This is a genomic window from bacterium, assembly GCA_040754625.1.
In the GTDB taxonomy this organism is placed as follows: domain Bacteria; phylum JACRDZ01; class JAQUKH01; order JAQUKH01; family JAQUKH01; genus JAQUKH01.
The window spans coordinates 24,730-47,948 of the sequence record JBFMCF010000083.1 but is presented as its reverse complement, the minus strand read 5'-3'; the positions used below and the strand labels follow the sequence as shown (position 1 = coordinate 47,948).

The 23,219-nt window shown below is 42.8% G+C and carries 4 protein-coding genes; all 4 read right to left on the bottom strand.

What is annotated here, in order from left to right; translation table 11 throughout:
- The 4 genes from AB1498_07340 to AB1498_07325 all read right to left on the bottom strand — a co-directional run bounded on the left by AB1498_07340 (position 1) and on the right by AB1498_07325 (position 23,205).
- The gene (locus tag AB1498_07340; protein ID MEW6088103.1) at positions 1 to 789 is read right to left on the bottom strand and encodes a hypothetical protein; all 789 of its coding nucleotides are present in this window, start codon (positions 787 to 789) and stop codon (positions 1 to 3) included.
- Complete coding sequence (locus tag AB1498_07335; protein MEW6088102.1) at positions 786 to 2,096, bottom strand: cytochrome c biogenesis protein ResB; 1,311 nt, start codon at positions 2,094 to 2,096, stop codon at positions 786 to 788. Before AB1498_07335 ends, AB1498_07340 begins: the two co-directional genes overlap by 4 nt.
- Positions 2,097 to 2,464: 368 nt before the next feature.
- Positions 2,465 to 6,478, bottom strand: a complete 4,014-nt coding sequence (locus AB1498_07330) for an Ig-like domain-containing protein (GenBank protein MEW6088101.1) — start codon at positions 6,476 to 6,478, stop codon at positions 2,465 to 2,467.
- A 59-nt stretch (positions 6,479 to 6,537) separates the two neighbouring features.
- On the bottom strand, positions 6,538 to 23,205 hold the full coding sequence (locus AB1498_07325) for a cytochrome c3 family protein (GenBank protein ID MEW6088100.1): 16,668 nt from the start codon (positions 23,203 to 23,205) through the stop codon (positions 6,538 to 6,540).
- Positions 23,206 to 23,219 lie beyond the last annotated feature (14 nt).

Below are 23,219 nucleotides of genomic sequence, written 5' to 3'. Positions count from 1 at the left end.
TTACTTATTTAAAGTATCCAAATCTATATCAAACGGTTTCAAAATAATCTCTATATCTTTTATTTTATCATCAATTTTTATTTCAATTCCTTCTTCATTATAATTTCCATAAAGTTCCTCCAATTTCGGAGGGCCGCCGTATTTTATTCTTCCAATAATAAAAAACCTGCCTGTTTCAGCAATATTTACTTTAAATCTTCCCTCATTATCCGACGGTTTCGACATATAATCAGGCCGGCCGTTTATTTCTTTAGAACGGTAAACCATGGCATAACCGCCCTGGACAGGGCCGCCTCTTTCATCTTTCAGCACACCCTCGATAAAAATGGAGGTATTGGGTGATAACGGGGACAGCAGCATTTTCCCTTCGATTTTTCCCATCAGTATCTCAATTTTTACAATATCTTTCAATTTTAATTCTACCGGATTTTTATCAAACCTGCCGGAAAAATCGCCTTCTTTCAGGGGCCCCACATCTTCTTCTTTCGCCCTTTTCCTGGCGATAATAAAATATCTTCCCGGTCTTAAATTAATTTCTGCCACACCATTATCATCGGTCATATCAGAAATATGGTCCGCGGGCCCGCGAAAATCCGCATTGTTATTCAAATAAATGTATAACCTGCTCCCCTGCATCGGGTTCCCGGATAAATCCCTGATAGAAGCTTCAACCCGGCCCAGACCATCGGGAATTTCAGTATTTTCTATCTTCCGGCTTTTTGCTTCACAAAAGCTGTGATATCCGGCATTTATTATAAAAAAAATTGTCATCCATATTATTTTTTTCATAAATTCCTTTTTATTTTATTAACCAAATTTTGCATTCTTTCATTGAATTTTTCCTTGTCTCCGCTGGTTTTCCCGCCAATTAAAATTTGGCCGGAAGAATATTTAATCCAAACTCTCTCAGAGGAAATAAAAAAGGTAAGACACAACCCGCACAAAACCCCGCCTAAAGCGGCCCATGTAAACCATAAACACGGCTCATAACTGAGTTGAAGTCCTGTAAAATAATTCCTATACGCGTCCTGGTTAAATCCCCAGAAATAAATATTCAGCCCTTTATAATTTATGGATTTGTTAGGGCTGACGGATTCTCTTAGTTTTATTTCCCCGTTCTCAATTATATTTAAAAGGCTCTCGCTGCTTTTAACGAGATATAGATTATTTAATACTTTAATGGAATAAGGCAGCGGCATACTATTCCGGTAACCTGTATCTTTAGCAAAAATCCAGTAATTTGAAATAAAATTCCCGTCCCGGTAAATTTTAAAAAGGACTGCCGGGTCATGCATAAATTCGGAAATAGAATATACTTCATTATTCATCACCATGCTGTCCGGCAAAAAATCGAAAAAGACAATTTTATCATTTTTGTAAAATATTTCATCACCTTTTTTTAAAGAAATTCTTTTGTCCCCTATTTCCGCCTCAATTACAGGTGTATAATAATCAACATTCAGGTCTTCGACCCTGATTGTAAAAGGCAGAACCTGATATTTTTTTTTCGTCCAGTTGTAATAAGTATCTGTCTCTTTTTGTTCAAATATACCTACAGTGCCGACATAACTGAATAACGCGCTGATTGTCCCGGCTATAATAACTAAAATAATGCTGAAATGTGTAATATATGTCCCCCATGAATGAATTTTCCCCTTTTCTCCGTAAAATATTCCTTCATTATTATAAATCTTATAACCATCAGATGACAAAAATTCTTTTAAAAAGAGGGGGTTTTGGGGAGCTAAGCATGAAAAATGAAAAGGTAAACTAAGTATATAATTGTCTTCAACCGCATAAGATACCCCTGTCAATTTTCTCCAATTTGATTTTAAACGGTCATAAGTACAAACAGTTAAATTAACAAATAATAAACCTATTGCTGAAATAAATATAGGGGAATGATAAAATTCACCTGTTTCAAAATAAGACAGCCATATTGAAGGATCCAGGGGGGCCACCCCGGAATCAATTTCTCCGCGATTAAATATTGTGCCAAAAATTGCAATTACTGCCAATAAGAACAATAAACTTACTGCTAATTTTCTGGATTTAAAAAATTGGTAAATCCGGTCACCAAGCCTTTTTGTCAACATTTAAGCCTTTTGTGAACTTTCTGGCGGGATAAATAAGACTAGTGCTCTGGCAAGTTAATTTTTGATAGATAGCAGAGGCTATTTTGTCCTGATTCAAGGCGCTCGGAGCGCAGCATACCCTCTGTGGTATGGTAAGCGACGAGCAACGCAGAAGCAGGGCAAAAGAGCCCTGCCCTTCGGGAATGCCCATCTTTGGCCAATTTCTTCCTCACTCCTCCTTGATGTATCACTGCGGATACATCGCGTCGTCCTTCGTCGAAATTGTCTCAAATCTGGGGCATTCTATCTATCAAAAATTAACTTGCCAGAGCACTATCAGGTTACCATCGTAAAAGGCAACCTGCTAGTAAAACCAAGCCTTTATTTTTTTAATATCCTCTCAGCCTCTTTAAAGCCTCCTGGGCTAACTTATAAATTAAATCATTAAAAGGGGCAAAAATTCTTTGATAAGCGTTGATGGCCTCTTCTTTCTGGCCCAGCTGTTCATAACATTGGCCTATACTATACCAGCTGTAATTTACTAAATCACTATTCGGATATTCACGAATAAGCTTCCTGTAACTTTCAATTGCCTTTGGATAAAATTCTTTCTGTTCATAAATCCTGCCTATCTGGAACATGGCATTATCCGCTAAATTACTTGTGTCAAATTTATAAACCAGGTTTTCATAAGCGCTTAACGCTTTATCAACATAATCTTTCCGCTTATTTTCATCCTGCTCTAATTTACCTTGCTCTTCATAAACCTGCCCTTTCCTGAAATTGGCATTATCCGCCCATGTCCCTCCAAAATAGAAATCTATTACCTCATTATAACGTATAACTGCCGTATCATAACCTTCCAGAAGTTCATACGTATATCCCATAACATATAACATATCGTCATTCCATATCATATCAGGATAAGCGCGTTCCTGTTCTTCTATGGTCCATTTCCTGGCAGCTAACGGGTAAATTAAATGCTCATAGGGATACCCGGCAGATGTTGACTCAAAAAAACTAATTGCGTTCCAATAATTCTTATTCGCAACCGCTATATCGTCAACATCTAATACATCTTCAATCATTCTTTTATTACCAATATTAAAACTCACAAGACCCTCTTCCAATGGATTTACAGATGTCACTTTCGCGCTGACGTGGGCAATGCCGCCATTTTGCAATATCGGAGACGTATAGGTGGCATAAGCCTTACCCTCATTATTAGTCAAACCGTTCCCCTCATCCAAAACCTGTCCTACATCACAGGAGAAATATACTTTTATTTCAGGAACAGGATTTTCGAAACTATCAAGCAATATGACTTTTATCTGCGCCCGTTCCTGGCCGTCAGCTTTAATTTTGCTGTTCTGGGCGCTTCCTTCCACTTCTCCCCATGGGCTGTTGATCGGATTGGCCGGAGTTCCAATAGGCCTTGCCTCAATAAGGAGATACCTGACTCCTCCCGCGAGTAAAACTACACCAATTGTCTCTCCCACAGGACCTCCCGGCGCCTCCGGGGCAATTGCCTGGATTATGGTAAGACCGGTCTTTGTCCCTGCGGTATAAACTGCTTTTGCCTCGCCATTTTTATCCGTAAAAGGCTGGGTTATTTCAATCTTCCCGCGTTTTAATTCCAATTCTTCGGCCTTCGGGAGACCGTAGTATTCCGGCCTTTTATAGTCCTCGATATAATCACGGATTAAGAATTTAACTTCCACATTTTCAATAGGTTTATCACGGTCCAATTTATTGGTGTCCGGTTCATAATCTTCACTATATGGATCATTGATTATCTGGTCATCTCCGATATAACCTAAAAACGCGCTGATAACAGAAACCGATTTCCCATTGGCTTCTATCCTTAACGGCTTCGCCCTTAAAGAAATATATGCCGTCCCGTTACTTGTCCGCGGCTGCCCGGGGGTGGGAGTCAGGGCCTCCAGAAGAATATTCACCGTCCCTGTTTTTTTAGTAGTAACATATGTTACTCCTGCGTAACCGGTAGAACGGTCCTCAGCGGCAATATATCCCGTTTCAACTACATAGCCGGCTGTATATGTGGACACAACCATGCCTTTTGAATCAGTAACCCCTATTAAAGGATTCATATCTCCATAACCGCCGACCAGATGAAATTCTACCTCCCTGTTTTTCAAAGCGTTATTATGCCTGTCGCGCAATGTGGCAGTAATAACAGATTTCCTTGCTTCATCAGCATCATTTTCATTAGTAGAAATTTCCTCTGTACTTCTATCCATATTGACAATTATTATTGTATCAATCTTATAACTTGTTACCTGGATTTTATTTGACATATTGCCGTTTCTGTCCACAAGATAACCGGTTATGCTGACGGGGTTCATCCTGTCGCCCTGGATGATTCTATAGCTCCCGTTGTATATACCGGGATTATTCGGGTCTTCCGTCATTCGTATATTCCGTCTCATTGTCCCAATATCAAAATAGGCCACTCCTCCCGGCTCGCCTATCAAGGTGACTTTTAGTTCGTTGTTTACAACCAGGTATTGCCTGCGTTCATTTGACAAAACAGGGACTATCCCGTCCATATTAGTGTAAACAGGTTCAGTTGTTATCTCCTGTATCACAGGGGCCGTAGTATCGCTGGATACGCCAACCAGGGTCACATATGTAGAGCAAAGCAGCGTTGTTTCATGTCCGAAAGGCCCGACCAGAAAACCTGTTATCTGCGCAGACTCAACCTCATCGGTGTCTTTAACTATGTAGCTCCCCTCGTATGTCCCTGTCCGCCTGTCCCCGATTAAAATCTCGTTTATCCCTGTTTTTTCCACTATAACACTATCATTTTTTAATATGTTAAAATACGCCTTTGTTTCATAAACCTTATTTTTAATTTCATATTTCTTCCCCGGTTCACCCTTTATAGTAATAGAAATAGCGCTTCCCGCTTTTTTCGGAGCGCTTACCGTATTTTCTGCCACGCTATAAATTGCGGGAGGCCCTGTGATATCCGGGATTGTAAAGCCCAAATTATTGGAAACACTCTCATTTTCTGCTTCATCAACCGATGTGACCGCGTAAAAATAAGTTTCTGTCGGAACAGGGTTATAGTCTATGAAATGCAAAAATCCACTTGAATCTTTTTTGTCCTTTCTAATAAGCTTTTTACCGCTTATGATATTATTTGTATCAAGCACCGCTGCTGTTTCACTGATCGCGGAATATGACCTGTAGACCCGAAAGCCTGGAATATTTTCAGTAACATCCGGCCATGACAATTTCACTGTATACTCCTCAACCATGCCGCTAAGAGCGCTAATTCTTTCAGGCGGAACTGTATCGATTTTAATGGGCATTGATGTATCAGACAGCATATATGCGCTGTTCCCGGCAGGATCAGAATAATAAACACGGGGCAGGATGGAAACATTATTCGGGTAATCAACCGTTACTGTTTCCAGCGCAAAATACATACCGGGCTGCGAGGCCACCCGCATCAGCCTATTTTCAACAGGCCCCGCTGGTAAATTTACAACATTGTTCTCAGGCCATTTTACCAGGTCAAACGTTACATTATTGCCGGACTCCCCGGTACTTGTGACCATTAATACTTTACCTGCTTTAAGAGGCTTATCCACCGCATCATGATTAATCCTCTCAACAAAAGGAGGAACAATATCCACTCCAAAAACTTTTACTCCTATAGTATTAGACGCCTTTCCTTCATTCTTATCCAGGTCCAGCGCGGTTACTCCATAATAATATATGGTCCCGTTAGGTAAACCTATGTCCGAATGACGAAATATTCCATTAACTGCTTTATTTTTTGAAATAGAAGCAACGGGAAGATACCGCGAGGGACGCCCTCTCATAATATCGGCCAGATATTCTTCCTTAATCTCTGTGAGGTCCCTGTAAATCTGGTATACATCAATATTATTATCTTTATCAGTCGCTTCTCCCCACTCTAACTCAACGATACCGCTTTCAGTGCTCCATGCCCGCAAGGATGTAATCCTGCCGGGCGCGATACCACGGCCGGGAACACCCACGGCGGTTTTTGAAGGAGGACTCTGGTTACCAGCATAGTCATACGCCACAACATAATAGTAATAGGGGCGTTTATTAATCAAATTTACATCAACATAGTAATGTTGATAATTTGGTATCATCTGCCTGTTAATTTTGATCCATGGTGCCAACGGGTCATCTATGCTTCTCCGGTAAACATCATAGAAAAAAAGGTCATAAACAGGCCTTGTCGGATCAGGCAGTTTTGTCGCTTTATTGAGATTATATTTAGGCGGCGCCCATCTGATTTCCACCTGGCGGTCACCTGTTTTCACATCAAGCGCTGTCTTTGATGAAACAAGCGTCATCAAAAGCATTAAGGCTGCTAAACAAATTCTATTTATTTTCATTACATTATACCTCACTAAATTATACCATTTTTTCTTTTTTTTTGTTTCACAATATAATTTTATGGTTCCTCTCCTCCGGGGCTGCCGGGCGCATCCGTGACTTCATTATCAAGTATACACCGATAAGTAGTGTCCGGATTATTATCTGTTGTATCAAGTCCGGTAGTATCGTCAAAATACGGCCCATTCCCCATTTTATCTACAGCGTAAATGACAATCTTGGATAAGCTTTCATACATGCCTGTGGCAGTATTATAGGGTGTGTCCGGCAGTTGTGGTATTCCCGCCGTGTAATATAGATAATCATCCGTGCTGATTCTAAAATAGTATTTGTATTCCCCGTCGCCAAGCGGGACAGGTGAATAAACACCCCACCGTGTAACATCCAGCCTGCTGTAATCAACATATAGAAAACCTATTCCCTGCAAAATAGTCGTATCAGGCAGGTTCGTAACCGGGTCCATAATTTTCATTTTAAAACTCACAAAATCACCGTTTTTAAATATATTATCAGAATCAAAAATAAGCCCGTTACCTCCATACTGAACCGTTACATAATCAGTCGGGGTCGCACCTTCCATAAAAGATATAGTAGGAGTGGTGCCGGTTTTAAATACACGGGCGGGATTAGTAAGCATAAGCCACGGCGTACTGTCCCATATTGATTCATACGCGGAATCAAAATACGGTTCTCTTTCATCAGTACCAATCATCATACTGCTCTCAAAATCACCCTCATTTCCGTCATAGATAAAACCGTCATCCGGGTTATTATCCGCAAGGTAATCCACGGCAGTCACGGCATAAACATAATTCTGGTTTGCCGAGACATCCATGTCAACTGTTGTAGTTTCAGGTTTTCTTATTGTCGGTCTTCCCAGATATGTCAGTCTGGCGCTGTCCATCCATATGTTCCCGTCATTATTTCCCCAAATCATAATACCATTTTCATTTGTAGAATCCAGGCCGCTTGTCGGAGTCACAAAATTGAGTATATAATACTTCCAGTTGTAGCCGGGTTTTTTAATTGTCCTCCTCGCTATTAAGGTATAAGTTGACTCATTTCCGGAATTTAATTTAGTTGCTATATCAACATAAACATTACCCGGGTACTGGGCCACAAACTGGCCTTCCGCTTTTAACCATAAACCAAATATATAATGCGTAGTTGCTGTTTCCATGCCGCTGATAATGTATCTTGAGGTCTCAAATGTGTAGCCTGTTGTTTTAAGGTATGCCGCGCTCCTGACATACTTTGGATTAGCTGTTATTTGTTCATTTGGATCACCGTTATAATTATAAATATTCAGTTTCTGGGCAGGGCTTGACAACGTGCTGTCAATACTTGCCAATACATTAGTCGACCCCCATGTCCCGGCCTTCCATCCATCAGCTACAACTCCCAGGGTGGTTGAATAGCCGCTGTTAAAAGTGTTTCTGCCAAGCAATTCAAGTTCATTGGCAAAAGGAGTGGAATCCAGTGCGTAATCCACCTTATAAATCGAATATATAGAGATCCCTATTGTTGAATCTGAAGGTATCGGATATAAAGTAGTGTCCTCCTGGCCAAGCGTGTCGTAATCTTTTTTATCTTTTGTGCTCTTCCAGCCAAGAGTAACATCCGGGCCGCCGTCCCTGACTTTCCTGTAATCAAGTTTTTGCAAAACTGTCGGTTCGGGCGGCGTTGTGTCCTTATTTTTTCCTTTTGTAGCAGAAACTGAATAGTTTTTACCCGCAAAAAGAGACCTGTTCCCGGTAGAATCTACCGCACAAATTGCATACCAGTACGGGCTTGATGAAAGAGTACTTGTGTCCGTATAAAATTCAGTCGTGTATGTTGAACTGAGACGCACATTTTTATTGAAATCATATCCGTTATTATCTACAATGTCCGGGTTATCTTCCCTGCGCCATACTTCATAACGTGCGATACCTCCGGAATCATCGTACGGTTTTGACCATTTCAGACGTATGTAATTGTCCTTGCCTGAGCCGTATGCCGCCAGGTCAATAACCGAATACGGCCTGTTAATATCCTGCACTAAATAGGATGATCCTGTAAACGCCGACCGGCTCTTGGCGCTTGTTGTATCTTCTAAATATATACCATAGGCATACCTGCGGCCGATAAGGGCCTTGAACAAGGGATTATTATTTGCATGGTTAAACACGGTCGTAGTTGTATCTGACGGATAGTTTGCCTTTAATTCAGTTACAGCTCCCGAAATATTATCAGTGGCGTAACTGCTGAAATTGGTTACCATTATGTATTGAATCGGTGTTAGAGCTCCTGTTCTCGGCCATGCAACTTCGCCCCTCGGGGTATTTACAGGTTTAGAAACAACTGTTTCCCAAACCATGTTTGTATCAGCGACCAATATAGTATAACCCTGGGAACTATCGGTACTATCCACCGCAAAACTAATTCCTTCAATAGAATTATTATATGTTATGGTGGCTATTTCTTTTCTTGCACCTAAATCAAACATAATATATGTTGTCGAGAACGTATCATAAGCATCAGCAAGCCACAGTGACGCTAAGCTTCCATCGTTTGCGTTCGACGCGTAAGGCTGGTTGCTGCTTGCAGTAACATAACAATTAAGTGCCTGGTTACCCTGCGGCCACGCTGTAGTATCAAGTATCGGAGTCATGGTCTTTATCAAATTAATACCATAAGCGGTATCAATGTTAAGTGTTGTCCCGTAAAAAATGTGGTCTATTGTGCCGGCCGTTTCTTTTGCATAAAGTTTATATCCTCCTATTGTCGCTGAATAATCTGTTCCATACGAGAGGTTATACATATTTGTCCAGCTTAACCTGATTTCAGGTCCTGCCAGTCCCTGCAAATTAAAACCAGGGCCTACAACACCGGACGGCGGACGTGTCGATATCTGAGTACTTATTGACGAATAATTATAATCTGAATCCCAGGCCTGTATTTCATATCTATAAATAAAATCGCCGTATTTAGGCTGGGCCAGACTAGACTGCCATCGGCTGTCCGGCGTAGGATACAGTGCCGTCCAGGTGGTTTGATAGGTATTAATTACTGTGGTGTCCTGCGTTACCCATGAACTGCTTAACCACTGGTTGTAGGGTGCCATTTCGGGACGGTACTTGATTATATAATTCTGGAAATTAGTCGTATCCCGTCCTCCGGACCACGAGAGCCTGACACTATCGTAACCGTTTTCCCTTTCCGGCACAAGTGTGTAATTTAAATAATTAAACGGAGATGGAGGAATCAAATCGTAAACGGTCAATGATGCTATTTCATTCAAAGGTGATTCCAGGTTATTGACCGTTGCCGGCCTTCCATCAATAATGATCCGGACGCTATTATAAACAATTGAACCTGCAAAATAATAAGTCCCTACAGGATAAGTGGTATCTATATCAAGCCTGCCCCGCGCGTTACCCTGGTGGCAAACCCTGCACTCTGAGGTATCTCCGTGACTCAGCCTGTCATCATGACAGCCCGAACCCGGCGTCCAGCAGACAGAAGTGGTCGCGTGAATCATTGCAGTTTCAAAATAAGTGGAATTAAACCTCCAGGCCCTGTCCGTTTCAAAACGTTCATAGAACCTGTATTCTTTAAAATAGGCTGTTTCATAGGTGGCTTCATTAAATGAGAACCTGAAAGAAGTATTTGACTTTACCGTTTTAAATTTACTGCTTAAAGGGCTAAGTAGTTTAGTATTATAACCCGGCAATATTTGTTCACGGTATAACCTGCCCGCGCGGTCGGTGGTATAACCATAAACAGTGTCTGCGAGATTTGCCGCGGCAGTCGCGTATTTATCTATTGAGGTTACAGCATAATAATATACCTTATTCGGCTCAACATTATCCGTATACGTAATAACGTTTCCAAAATTATATTGAGAAAGGGCCACGGAATTATAGGCGGTTAAAACCGCTATATTTTCAATAGTTGTCAATGCAGTGTCTATCAAATTATAGGTATTCAGCTCAATCTGGTTAATAGGATCGTTAAGTTTACGGTAAATCTTGTATATCGGGATAGAAGCAGACTCTATGCTTTGAGCATTATCCCATGGGACCGACCATTCTAATCTGACATTATATCTATTATTTGTAGTATCAGTCAGATTAGCCGTTATATCCGGCCTTGCTTTCAAATCAGTTATCATGGATGGAACAGGATCTGCTATTCTTATATATTTTATGCTGTAAAGAGACGCGGTGTTATTTTGATTATCGGCCGGCTTTATGCCTAAAACATATACTTTCCTTTGAACTACCGCGTCTGAATCCATTGTACTTTCATTTGCATGAGTAGTAACATAATAATCTCCGAAATTTATTGCAGAAATTATATCCGTATTGAAGCTTGTATCAGTTACAGTTACAATATAATCAGTCAAATAAGCGCTAAGCGAAGAATAACTTGGATTAAACTGGGCAGTATCTATTATTTTATAGTATAAAGAATAATTTTTAGTAGCTATATTATCCCCCGGGTCCTGCCAGATAAAACGCATCTTGAAATTAAAACCTCCGCTGTCGTATGTCTCCTGGGTCAGGCTCAAGGCGGTAACCGGCCTTGGAGCAACGGTATTGGTGCTTGTGTAATAAGACCCTGCTGTATCCTGGCAGTTTGGTGTCAGCGCCTCATTATTAAAAGAATCCGCGGGGGCCACAATATAATAATATTTTTTTCCAAGGGTATGGGCAAAAGACGGGTCAATGGTATATAATGTATTAAATTCCCCGGTCGGCCGTGTAAGATTGCTGTCATAAATGCGGCTTACAAAGCTGTAATTCCATCCCGGCCATGTTTTAATGGTAACACCCGGCGGGTTGGTCTTATAGGCCTTATTTGCCTGGGTAAGTGTAGTCTCTCCGCGATATACGTTATAATGGTCAATCCATCTTGTACTGTCATAGACGGACCTCCATGCGAGGACAACATCAAAATCACTGGATGTTACATAAAGATTACTCAGCCCGGGAATTACCGTATTCGTATCGTAAACACCGGTTGTATTAAAATATACAAACAATGTATCTATGCTGTTCGGCGGCCTGTCAAAATCCATCTTCGTGGTGTCAACCATATTTCTCCACCCGACGAATGTTGTTCCAGGCTCGGTGTCCTTCCAGTTAACTTTGTAATTCCAGTTTGTCGGGCCTGTATTGTCATAAGGATGGCAATATACGGAAGGACGGCCCCTGTTATCTACATCATTACCGTGAGTGTCAAGTGTCGGCGGTTTCCGGAAATTATAAGCATAACATTTGTTGGTCAATAATTTTTCATTTGTAGCGGCGTGCGGGCCATGGCACATTGAACATGTAAATTTATGAAAATCACTCCGGACGATGAACGTTCTAAGATTAAGGCCCATATTCCCTACCGAGCTCCCTGTCCCGAATTTAGTCTCTCCTATTTTTGAACCGCCTATTACCGCCTCATGGCCTACAAAACGGGTTTTTGTGGTATCAATTCCTATGTAAGTAGTCTCAGGCCAGCCGGTAGCTCCTGCAATTTCCGGCATAGGATGGCACATATAGCAAAGATCATTTCCGGCCGAGGGAATATTCTGATTAAAAACTTTTTCACCGTATCGCATAGGATTTTCTGTGCCTACTGCACCATCAGGATGCATCTCCTGGGTCCCATAAAGATTATAATATGTTGTTATTCTGCGGGTGACAAAAAGTGAGTAATATGCGTCGTTTTGCAGGAGGGTGTTGACATCATAATCATAATTAAAATTTGCGAAATTTGCAAACTGATTATTAGAAGGAGTGCCGCCATAGGCATGCCCGATTGCAATGTCGGCCGGACTGCTTCGTTTCCAGAAGGTTACAGGCCACCAATATATTCTTCTATAATACGCGCGGCGAAGCCCGGCGGCGTCCTGGGGATAAGTGGACTCATAATTACTGCCGTAACTCGCGGCCAATCCGGTATTCCCGGGCGAACCGTGCGGTGTATGGCATGATAAACAAATCAACGTATTTCCCTGGTTTATAAAATCATCGTAAGGCATTATCGGGTGTTTTGACGCCCGCGCGGTAGTATATGCTATACCATCCGGTTTAAAGCTTCCCGGTCTTATACTGGAAAATGGCAACGCGCCATACGTGCCATATGTAAGCAAATTGAACTGGTCATAGGGTTTAGTCCACCATGTTGACATCCCGCCAGGAACATAATTTGGATCTCTTGGCCCCAATTTGGCAAAACGATTCGTAACATGGCATCCCCTGCTGAGGCAGAAATCCACTCCAGTAGCAGGATAACCGTCCTGGAACCACATTGCGCTGTCAACACGGTCCCCGAAGGTCTGCGAGTTCCTGTCCAGATCCTGCGGAACATTGTCCCGCACCATGCGTATACGGGTGGAATCTGAACCATGAGGATTATGACAGTAATCACAATCTTTATCTTTTCCATAAACATCGGGCGCTATATATTTATAAGCGCCGCCCACAGTCATTATAGAATCGTATTTTGTAAAATTTGTCCATTGCGATGAACTGTCTACAACCCCGAAATCCCACTGGCTGTAGCAGGTTTCTCCGGGGTAAATATAACTGCTCGCGTAATCAGGGTCGTATCCATACGGTTTATTATGACACCCAAAACAGAATCTGTTAATGCTGTAATTTGTGACAACCGTGCCATAGGTTGTGCTGTATACCTCATAACGTTTCCTGCCGTCGGGCTTGGGTTGAAGCATTAACTGCAGGCCGTAGACATTTGTAGTTGACGGGCTTGACGGGCTGCCGCCAAGGGCCGTATATCTATTTAAAACAGTTTCACTTAACAGCCGGTAGTTGCTTGTTCCATGCGGGTCATGACATGCCGCACATTCAACATTCTGGAAATGCTTATTTCCTGAAGTCATTGACTGTTTATTGAACTTATTCCATAAATTGCCGGTCCATTCCGGGACAGGCCTGTTTATCATGGACCCGGGGAATTTTATACCCTCATCCCACGTGGTCGGGATCACATTACTGATTGTGCTGTCACCATGGCATCCTACGCAAAAAGTATTCATAAGGACCGTGGCAGTTACATAAGCCCTTTGTCCTGTCAGCGGGTTAAGAACAACCGCATCTCTCTTCGCGGTATGCGGGTTATGGCAATTTGTGCATTCTATCCTGACATCATTCGCGTCCTGTTCCACGTCATCTACCATATGATGGGCACCCTGGTATGCGAATTTACTTTCAATGTCCTTCATCTTCCAGTAAAGCGGGTCGCCCGGAATGCTTCCCGGCGGGTTCACGCCTGTGGTATTGAATCTCCCGTTATGGCAGAAGTAACAGAATTTCTCTTCATTTAATTGATACAGCCGGACATTTTCCTTATCCAGATATTGTATCTCGCGGGCCATTATCCCGTCACGGTTATAATCTTTCTGTTCCTTGGCCTCCTCGAAGTCCTGCAGCATCGACTTATTGATCGACCCGTGCGGGTCATGACAATCTGTACAGCTTAACCCGCCGACAGCGGTTGACCCGAAGCTTGAGTCAAAATGGGCTGATGCAGTATCTATCGGATAATAAACTCCACCACCCGGTTTTGATACCGGTGTATCGGTACTGTCTAACGGTCTTAGCTGGACTGGTTTCCCTCCATAAGCAGGAGAAGAACCGCTGAAGGTGTATCCGGAGGCCCCTAAATTTGTAATTGTGTCAAAATTGATGTCCGGCCTCATATGACAGGACAAACAGAATTTAGTAACATTTGCTTTTGTGCTGTTATCATACTTCCACGTTCGCTGGTTCCAGACCATACTGCTGTCCACGTTAACAAATTTTATAAGCCCGCCTGTTCTCCTGTGATATAAAGTTGTGTCATTTTCAAGCTGGAGATGGCATTTCAAACATTCCATTTTTGATACATCCGTCCCAAAACTCGAATCAAAGGCATCGCTCTCCATATTTATCGGGTGGCGGCTCCCGCCGTCATAAGGATCAAAACTATTCGCGAAATACATTTTATAATCATATACTCCGCCCGCGTCCGCCTTAATCGCGGCATCGTCGCGCAGGACATCAAATATCCTGACCTCATCGATTATGGCGTCTGCCTGGCCTGTTATTCTTGCGCTGCTTCCGATTGATAAATTGACCGCCCTCTGGTCGGACACTGCCGTGTAAGCGGTATCGCCCGCCAGTATACCGTTTATATATAAATTCACACTATACTGGTCCCACGTGCCCGCGTAATGACGGAATGTCGTTGAATCCAAAAATGTGCTTACATCTATTTTAGCGCTTCTTAAAACCCCTGTTGACGAGTAAACATCGAACTTAATCTCTTTCGTTGTGTCATAATATAATGAAACACGGTCCTTTGTGAGGCTGTTATTATGGGCGTCAAATAAATAGTGTTGTTTTGTCGTATCTGTCCCTGTCCAGTTTATCGGCTTCATCCACATCTCAACGGTCCCGGAAACAGGGTTGAAATTATAGCTTGAAGCCTGAATGTTTGTCCGAATCTCGCTCTGGGTTTTTGCCGCTCCATCGATCAGCAATTCATCAAGCGCGGTATTAATCTGGCCGCTTCCCCCGCCGCACCCGACATAATAACGGCTTGCCGTGCTGTCCGGCAGGTTTGGACTTGATACTGAATTCTGCAGTTCACCGTCAATATATAATTTCAGGGCGGAGGTGTCCCATGTTGCCGCAAAATTGTGCCAGCCATAAGAAAGATTATCCGCTATAGAAACAGTGCTTGTCGTTGTTGAATTTCTTGAAGTAAATTTCCATGCTGCATCAGTATCGTGAAAGAGCGCCAGACTATTATTTGGGTCAGCGGCAGATGTATCAAACGTTGACCGGACAATATATCTTCTGCTCCCCGTATCTTTAATACCTGAATTAATATTGACCCAGACCTGGATAGTCCCGTTTTTCGCATTTATTTTATTCTTCGGGACAACACTTGGTTCGTATGCCTGGGCAGTGCTATAACCCCCTGTCGCTATCGTAATCCGCGGCTGGCTATAAGTATTTGATGAATCCGGTGCATTGGCATTACTTGTTTGTTTATAAGCCAACTGCCAATAACTCCCATTATAATATTGGTAATAAATCCTGTAGTATCCATTTGAAAGTTGTATTATATATGGGGCATTCGCACGGTCATTGGCAGACGTTCCTGTACCTAATAACTGCTGGGAACCAATGTTAGTGGAATCCGGCGCATTTGTATCATTCGTTTCCCTATAAGCCAGTTGTGCAAAGGTATTGTTGTTATAAGCGTAATATATTCTATATTTATTATCGGGGAGTCTTATAATACTCGGACTCTGTGCCTGATTTGTAATAGAATCACCGACACCTAATAACTGTCGGTAACCAATATTAGTTATTACCGGCGGGTTTGTATCACTGGTTTCCTTGTAAGCTAACTGCGTATATGTCCCATCATTGTAAAAATAATAAATCCTGTATTTCCCGTTATCAAGCTTTATAATATTAGGGCCGTTCGCCCGGTCTGATAAAGACGACCCTATCCCTAACAACTGGCGCGACCCAAGGCTGGTTGAATCAGGCAGGTTTGTATTAATAGTCTCCTTATATGCTAATTGGTAATAACTAAAAGAATATCCATAGTAAATCCTGTATCTCTCGTCACTAAGTTTTATTATATCAGGGGCCTGGGCCTGGTCCGAACTGCCGGAACCGATTCCCAATAAGAATTGAGAACCAAGATTAGTTGAATCCGGCGGGGTGGAATTAATCGTTTCCTTGCAGGCCAATTTCATAATACCGGTCCCGTCATTATAATAATAATAAATTAAAAATGTATTATTGTTGTAGCTTAATACATCTGATGAATCAATTAAAACGCCGCCGGCCGTGCCGCCTAAGAATCCCTGTGTCCATGTAATAGGCCCGGTTGAATCAAGGACACCTATCCCAAGGCTGTTATTAAAACCATTGGCCAGGGCCAATGACGAATAACCATTTCCTGACAAATAACTTATGGTGCCGTTCCCGCTGATTGACAAGCCGCTGTCAAATTTTCCGCTTACACGCGAAATATTACTCGTATTCAAAGCCTGTTCCCCACTCGCCCCATTGTATGTAGTATCATAAGACAATAACAAAGTTAAACTTGTAGGGTTCGGCAGGTAACTTTCTGTCGGGCTTGTGGTTGAACCTGTGCCTGTATTGCTTAAAGTAGCATATATGGATGAAATAATAGAAGTATCCTGCATAATATCTGTTATCCAAACCTCATCCATGGCCGCTTTTACCGACTGCGTGCCGTTCTCGAGAGACCCGATATAAAAAGCGGTATCTGTATATACCATCATTGTGGCGGTATCTATGCTATTCACCTGTATGCCATTTAAATACAGCTTCATTTTCGAGCGGCTTGAATCAAAATCTTCCCATGAAGCCGCGATATGCGACCAGATGCCTGCCGGCAGGGTGGCGGTATCATTAACTGAGTAAGAGACAGCAACCGGTGACGCGGCCCTGCCTCTTATTGTAAACGTTAAATTATTGGCGCTTGTTTTCTGGAGCCTGAAATAGTTATTGGTATCATAATTGCTTTCAAAAAAGGTATGATCTTCACTATCATTTCCATTCCAATACGGTTTTACCCAGAACGCCAGGGTCCCTCTTCTTGCGCTGAAATTCATTTCATTTTCCCCATTGTAATCAGCTAAAATTTCAGCACCGGGTTTTGTGTTATTTGAAATCTGGAATTCATCAAGGGCGGTATTTATCGCGCCTGCGGCAGCACTCGAAGAACCTATACGGAATGTCGTGCTTGTATATTTAGGGAAAAACAACGCCCCTTCAGACGCGACCAATACCCCGTCAATATATATTTTTAATTGTTTATCGGCCTTCGACCATGTTCCTGCTATATGGTGCCAGCCTGCTGTTAATTCATCCTTTGCGGACACTATATTATATTGGACTCCTGTTTCATCGCTTACGCCTATGTCCCATGTATTAAAATTGGAATGCCGGAGGAAAATTGCGTTTTTAAAAGGTTCTGCGCTTGTAGTCGCGTGAATGAATATATATCTATCCGTTGTCGTATCCTGTATTCCTGTCCCGGGATCGTCGATTCTTACCCATGCCTGGACCGACCCGTTATTGGTGGAATCCGATATATCAATATTTTTCTTGCTGGACAACGGCGTAACACCGGCCGCGGTCGTGCTGCAGGTCAGGTTATTGCCTGTTCCAAGATATACGGCCCCTGTAATGCCCGGGATATAACCTTCTACATAACTCACCCCTGTTGCCGTTGAAAGGCTGTTAATATATCTTTGGCCTCCCGCATCTTCATCATTGCATGTATTGTTGAACCGGAGGGTTAAATCGTTACTCTGCACATGCTGGACCCTGCCAATCTGGCCGGGCGCGCCTGTGGATTTAGTGGTCCACAACGGATAAGCTAATTTCGTAGTGCTGTATGTTGTTTGAAAAGAAAGCCCGAGATCATATTTTCCCGCGACATATGCCAAACCGGTATTTTCAATTGATCCTTCTTTGCTTTCTCCGTCATAACTCCCGTTTAAATGGAGCAGTAAAAGCGTATTATCGTCTTTTATTAACGGCGCAGGGCCATCCCTGAATTTACCTGTATCAAAAGGCGTTTGCTGGTCCGGGATACCCGCGTATCCATTGTGGCAGTTAAAACAGTTAGAAAATTCGTTTGAAGCCGCCTTGTAAGGATTATGCGCGCCGTGGCAGTTGCATCCGGCGGCATCCACGGTAGTATCATCAATGTTAAATACAGTTGAATAAACAGATTTTACCTTTTTCCGGACAAGCCCCGTGTCCGCGTAAGCAATATAAATAGCACTGTCAAGTGAAGTATCCAGTAATCTCGGGTGATATACAGCGGTATTCACATACAAATCCACCCGCTGCGGCGGAGGAGCTATCGGTATATCTCTCCATACAAGCATGTTTCTGTCATAGAATTGTGATTTTCCGCTGTGACAGCTTAAACAAATCTCGGTAACGGTGCTTAAAGCCAGCGTGTCATTGCCGCCGAGCGATGTATCTGTTAATGCCACACTTCTCATATTACGCATCATCTTGAAAGTATCAAGCTCGGAACCCATGGCATCCTGGATTTGTTTAGAATAATTTGACCCATGCATACTATGGCATAAACGGCACTCTAAAGGTTTCCCGTCTATCTGGCGGTAATGGCCTGTAAAATTCGGATATATTCCGTTTATATCCGGTTTTCCATATTCTTTCAGAATATTTTTATATTTTTCATCCGTAAGGCCTGTAATCCCCGGGGGAGGCTCATTGTCATGGCATCTTAAACAGAATGATATACCGCTGTCCCCCCATGCGCTCATTATTATATCCGGGCTGTCCGGGTCTGTAAGCGGCTGGGATTTTGTAGCTTTATGCTGGTTATGACAACTTTCACACTCGACCCTTGTATCGTCAATAACCCCGTTCGTCGTTCCCCATGTGGAGTCCAGCCCGCGCTGTTCATCGAGATAAACATTGTGGTGAGAACGGGTCCTTTCGCCATAAGTCTTTGTTACAGTATCAAATATTTGATAAAACTGGAGGACATCCGGGATACCTGCCCATGCGGTGTTCCAGTCACCACCATCATTATCGTGGTTACGATGACAGCCAAAACATACATCCTCTTCCCTGTAATCTGTGGTTCCATATCTTGTTGTAGTATAAATCGTGTCATAACTATGCCCGCCAAGGAGACCATCCTGGTTGAAATCGTAAACTTCTCTTAACAATTTTAATTTCATTGTCCCGTGAGGTTTATGGCAGGTCCGGCACCAGGCACCGCCAAGGCCGTGCGCCGACGCGGTATAACCGGATTTATCAAAACCAGTAAGGGCTTCTCCCTGCGCGTCCTTTTTAGGGAACTCAACATCCGGAGGAGGGTTTCCCCTGCTGAATTTCGGCACTAACCCCTCCGCAAGATGGCACGAAATACAAAAAGCGTCATCGCCCGCATTTACATCAGTTCTATAATTGGCAACAACAACCGGATATGCTTTATTCCCTGTATGCGGGTTATGACAGTTAAGACATGTGACTTTGGTATCTGTGGCAGTCGAATAAATATCATGCATTGAATAACTTGAATCAAAAAGCGCTTTAATATTTGCAATGCTGTAAGAACTATCGGGGGCAGTTAATACTTTGTTATGGCATTTATAACATAAAGTTATATTTCCTCCTGTTTCCGTGGTGCTCCCGATTTCGAGCATATCGTCGTTAAAGGTACTGTTAAATGCGCCTGTGCTGTCTGTCCCGCGGCCGTGAGGTTCATGACACCACGAACATTTCATACCGCCGTTTACAGGTTTTGTAGTTCCGTATTCTGCAGTATCCACATACGCATAAGGAGTAATAAATGTATTTCCGTGGCCCGCGCTCTCATAGACCGTCTTTCCTAACCAGAGCTTAGTCCCCGGGTTTGAATTCCAGGCATTGTTCTGGTAATATATACTGCTGTCATAAACTGAACCGGGGAGCGAATGGCATGCAAAACATACAGCCTGGTACCCTACTGTCCTGACCGATACATAATTAAAGCCCGTGTCCAGATCTTCCGCCCGGATTTGCCTGTTGCTTACAATAGTGGTCCATATATCGCTTGTGCTGTAAGTAATTAAATCTCTAATCTTTGTCCTCAAAAGTTTCGGGTTTTGAGATGAATGTTTTGTATGACAATCAAAACAATAAACTTTTATTCCGTATGTGGTATCGGAAGAACTCGTATCGCCCCTTCCTAATCTCCCGTGCCCGGCGCTTTCATAAGTTACATTAACATTCGGCGCGATCTTTCCGCCAAACCTTGAAGCCCCCCTGTGGCATGCCAGGCAGAATGTCTGGCCGTCAAGATATGTGGTTGCATAGCCAAACGAGGTGTCCGGGCTTGCGATAAAACCCCCCCCGGGCACATCATGATATTCATCTGTCCGAACAGGAGGATTAGTTCTTGTGGGCCGGACATGTTCACCATGACACTGTTTACAATAATTGCTCGTTGTGTCATTAATGCCGGCAGAGGCCAGATGTTTGGATACATAAGTAGTTGATACCGGATAAACGCCTGAGGTAACAAACTCCACATACGGGCTTTCGTATTGTGTAGGCGCGCCTCCATAAAATTTGGCGGTCGTGGAACTATATGTGTTTTCTGCCGGATGATGGCAGTCTAAACAATTCTGCGCAACACCTTTCGCGGAATTTACATACCAATAATCCGGAGTAGGGTTATGTGCCAGATAATGGCAGACAGAACATCCCAAAATACCGCTTGGCGGAACCGCACTAATTGTATTTGTATCCCAATATGGATCATGCTCATCAATATAATACGAAGAATCTATCGGGCCAAAAGGCACCCTGCGGGTCCTGTGCCGGGTACTATCCTGTTGTAAATTATCCGGGAAAGTGACCTGTGTGGTTAAATACTGCGGTGTATGGCACCCATAAGTTACAGCGGTATCCGCAGTATAGCAGAATTTTCTGCTGATTTTTGTATTTTCATTATAAAAAGCCTGGTAATTTCCAAAATTAACATATACACTGCTTATAAAATTGTCCACAGCGCTGTCTATTGGGTCAAGATATGCTTCATCCCTGATATTCGACGGATTGGATGAGCCATGCGGGCTGTGGCAGTTAATACAGTCAATAAGGCCCGGAAATTTAAAATGGCCGTTAGTAACATATGTTAATGTAGCAGGTATAGCACTCCCCTGCACCCCAAACCATTCATTCCCAATTTGTTTGGCGTTAATCCTGACCCCCGGTGGATATGCTATTGTAGTGGAATAGGTTGTGCCATATGGATATATTCTTGGATCAAGTTTTGGGAATGTTTCTGAATGACAGGCTGAACAGAACTTAGCCCTGTTTTCATGGTCTGTACTGTTATTTGTATTCAGAACACTGGAATAATCGCTTATCAATGACCAGTTATAAGGATATATTGTTGGATATTGTTTAGTCGCAAGATGGGGGTTGTGACAGTTAATACACTCAACCGCTCTTACAGAACTCTGGTCCGCATTTACTTTTCCCGTATCAAAAATAGGATGATGGGACCTCGCGTGGTTGCCGGAAACAGCCGTATCAAAATACTTTTTAATATCAGGAGCGCCTCCTATTGTTGACTCAAAATGGCACTGAAAACAAAGCTCCTCTTCGGATTGCCATAAAAGGGCCTTATTAACCGTCCCGTGCGCGTCATGACAGGCTGAACAATTTGACAAAATAAACGGGGCTGTCTGGACTGAATTATATACACCTTTATGTTTAGATGAATCATATAAAGGCAGGCCGCGGTAATAGCTTGGCATTGTTGCTGAATCGGTATAACTTGCCATACCCAGCGCGTACCATCTCTCATAGTTTGCAGGAGAATTTTTATTATGGCATGCTCCCCCGCAAAACCCGCTGACCGCCTTTAAAGAATCAAGGTCATATATATATGAATAAGTGGTTTCCAGATTATACGAAGAATCATAAGTGGTATCGCCTCTTTTAAACCTGGGATCTTTTACTACACCCTTGACCATTTTGTAATGTCCGGTCCCATGCGGGTTATGGCAGTCCGTACATACTACACCGGGGCCTCCAAGGGCAATATCCTTAACATGGCCTATTGAAGAATACCCTTTATCCGCGTAATGGCCCGCGGTTATGTAATTGATTGCCAGGCTTGTTTCGTGTATGTAAGTAAAAGCATATGTACTGTCCCTGGCAGCGCCATAATGACAATTCATACACATGTCAACTTCTGAAAAATCTCCCCGCATCAGAGAAGGATACGCTGAGGCGTGTCTTGAATGGCATACAAAACATGAAATATCATTGCCGAATCCGTAGGGGTTCCTCGGCTCAGGGACACTGCCAGCGGGCAGGTCTGACCGTATTCCATACCGTTCGAGAAGGCTATGCCTGGTTTCAAGGAAAAATGTATCATTGAGCTGTCTCCTCGCGGAATCCCATGTCAGTGTTTTCCATTTATCCGGATAACCATACTTGGAATGACAGCTTAAGCAATAATATTCGGTCGCATAAAATTTATTAATATCCTTTCTATCTGCTTTGGTTATTGTAGTGCCAAAGTTGGCATAAGACCCTTTTGACCATATAAGCCTCGGAAGCCTGCCGCCCATGGTATCCAGGGTGCTTTCGTAAATTCCGTGGTTATGACAATCAAAACAGCTGAATGTGTTTATGTCAATACCGCTAAATTCACCGGTCGTGCTGTAAAACATATGGAATGACCCGGCTGCTGACGCTGTAGCCACCCCGTATTCCGCTTTAATGTCATAAGGATTTTTACCTATCTGGCCGGAAAAATGGACAGTATCCACTCCCTGGAATTGTTTAGGTTTGTAATCCAGAAAATCCTGTTTAATGTAACCAAAATCCTTTAAAGCGGCCGTTTCCAGATTGGGATTTAAACCGCTGTGGCATACAAAACATACATCTCTCGTGTATTGGCTTATTAAGGAGTGGGAATAACCTTCCACCCTCTCGCCTCTTTGATGCATCCAGTGACAATTAAGACAGGATGCTGTTGAGTCAGGATTGTTTAAGTCGTGGGCACTGCCAAGCATCGTCCGCCGGTAATCGGTTGTTTCTATTGCCTTTATAAAAATAAAGGGGATTAAAGATAATATTAATAAAAATATTAAAGATATCAAATCTGTTTTATCATTTAAGATTTTAGGTCTCATTTTTAATTCCCCCT

Coding starts and splice junctions, on each gene's coding strand:
- AB1498_07340 (MEW6088103.1), bottom strand. CDS start 789: ATGAAAAAAATAATATGGATGACAATTTTTTTTATAATAAATGCCGGA.
- AB1498_07335 (MEW6088102.1), bottom strand. CDS start 2,096: ATGTTGACAAAAAGGCTTGGTGACCGGATTTACCAATTTTTTAAATCC.
- AB1498_07330 (MEW6088101.1), bottom strand. CDS start 6,478: ATGAAAATAAATAGAATTTGTTTAGCAGCCTTAATGCTTTTGATGACG.
- AB1498_07325 (MEW6088100.1), bottom strand. CDS start 23,205: ATGAGACCTAAAATCTTAAATGATAAAACAGATTTGATATCTTTAATA.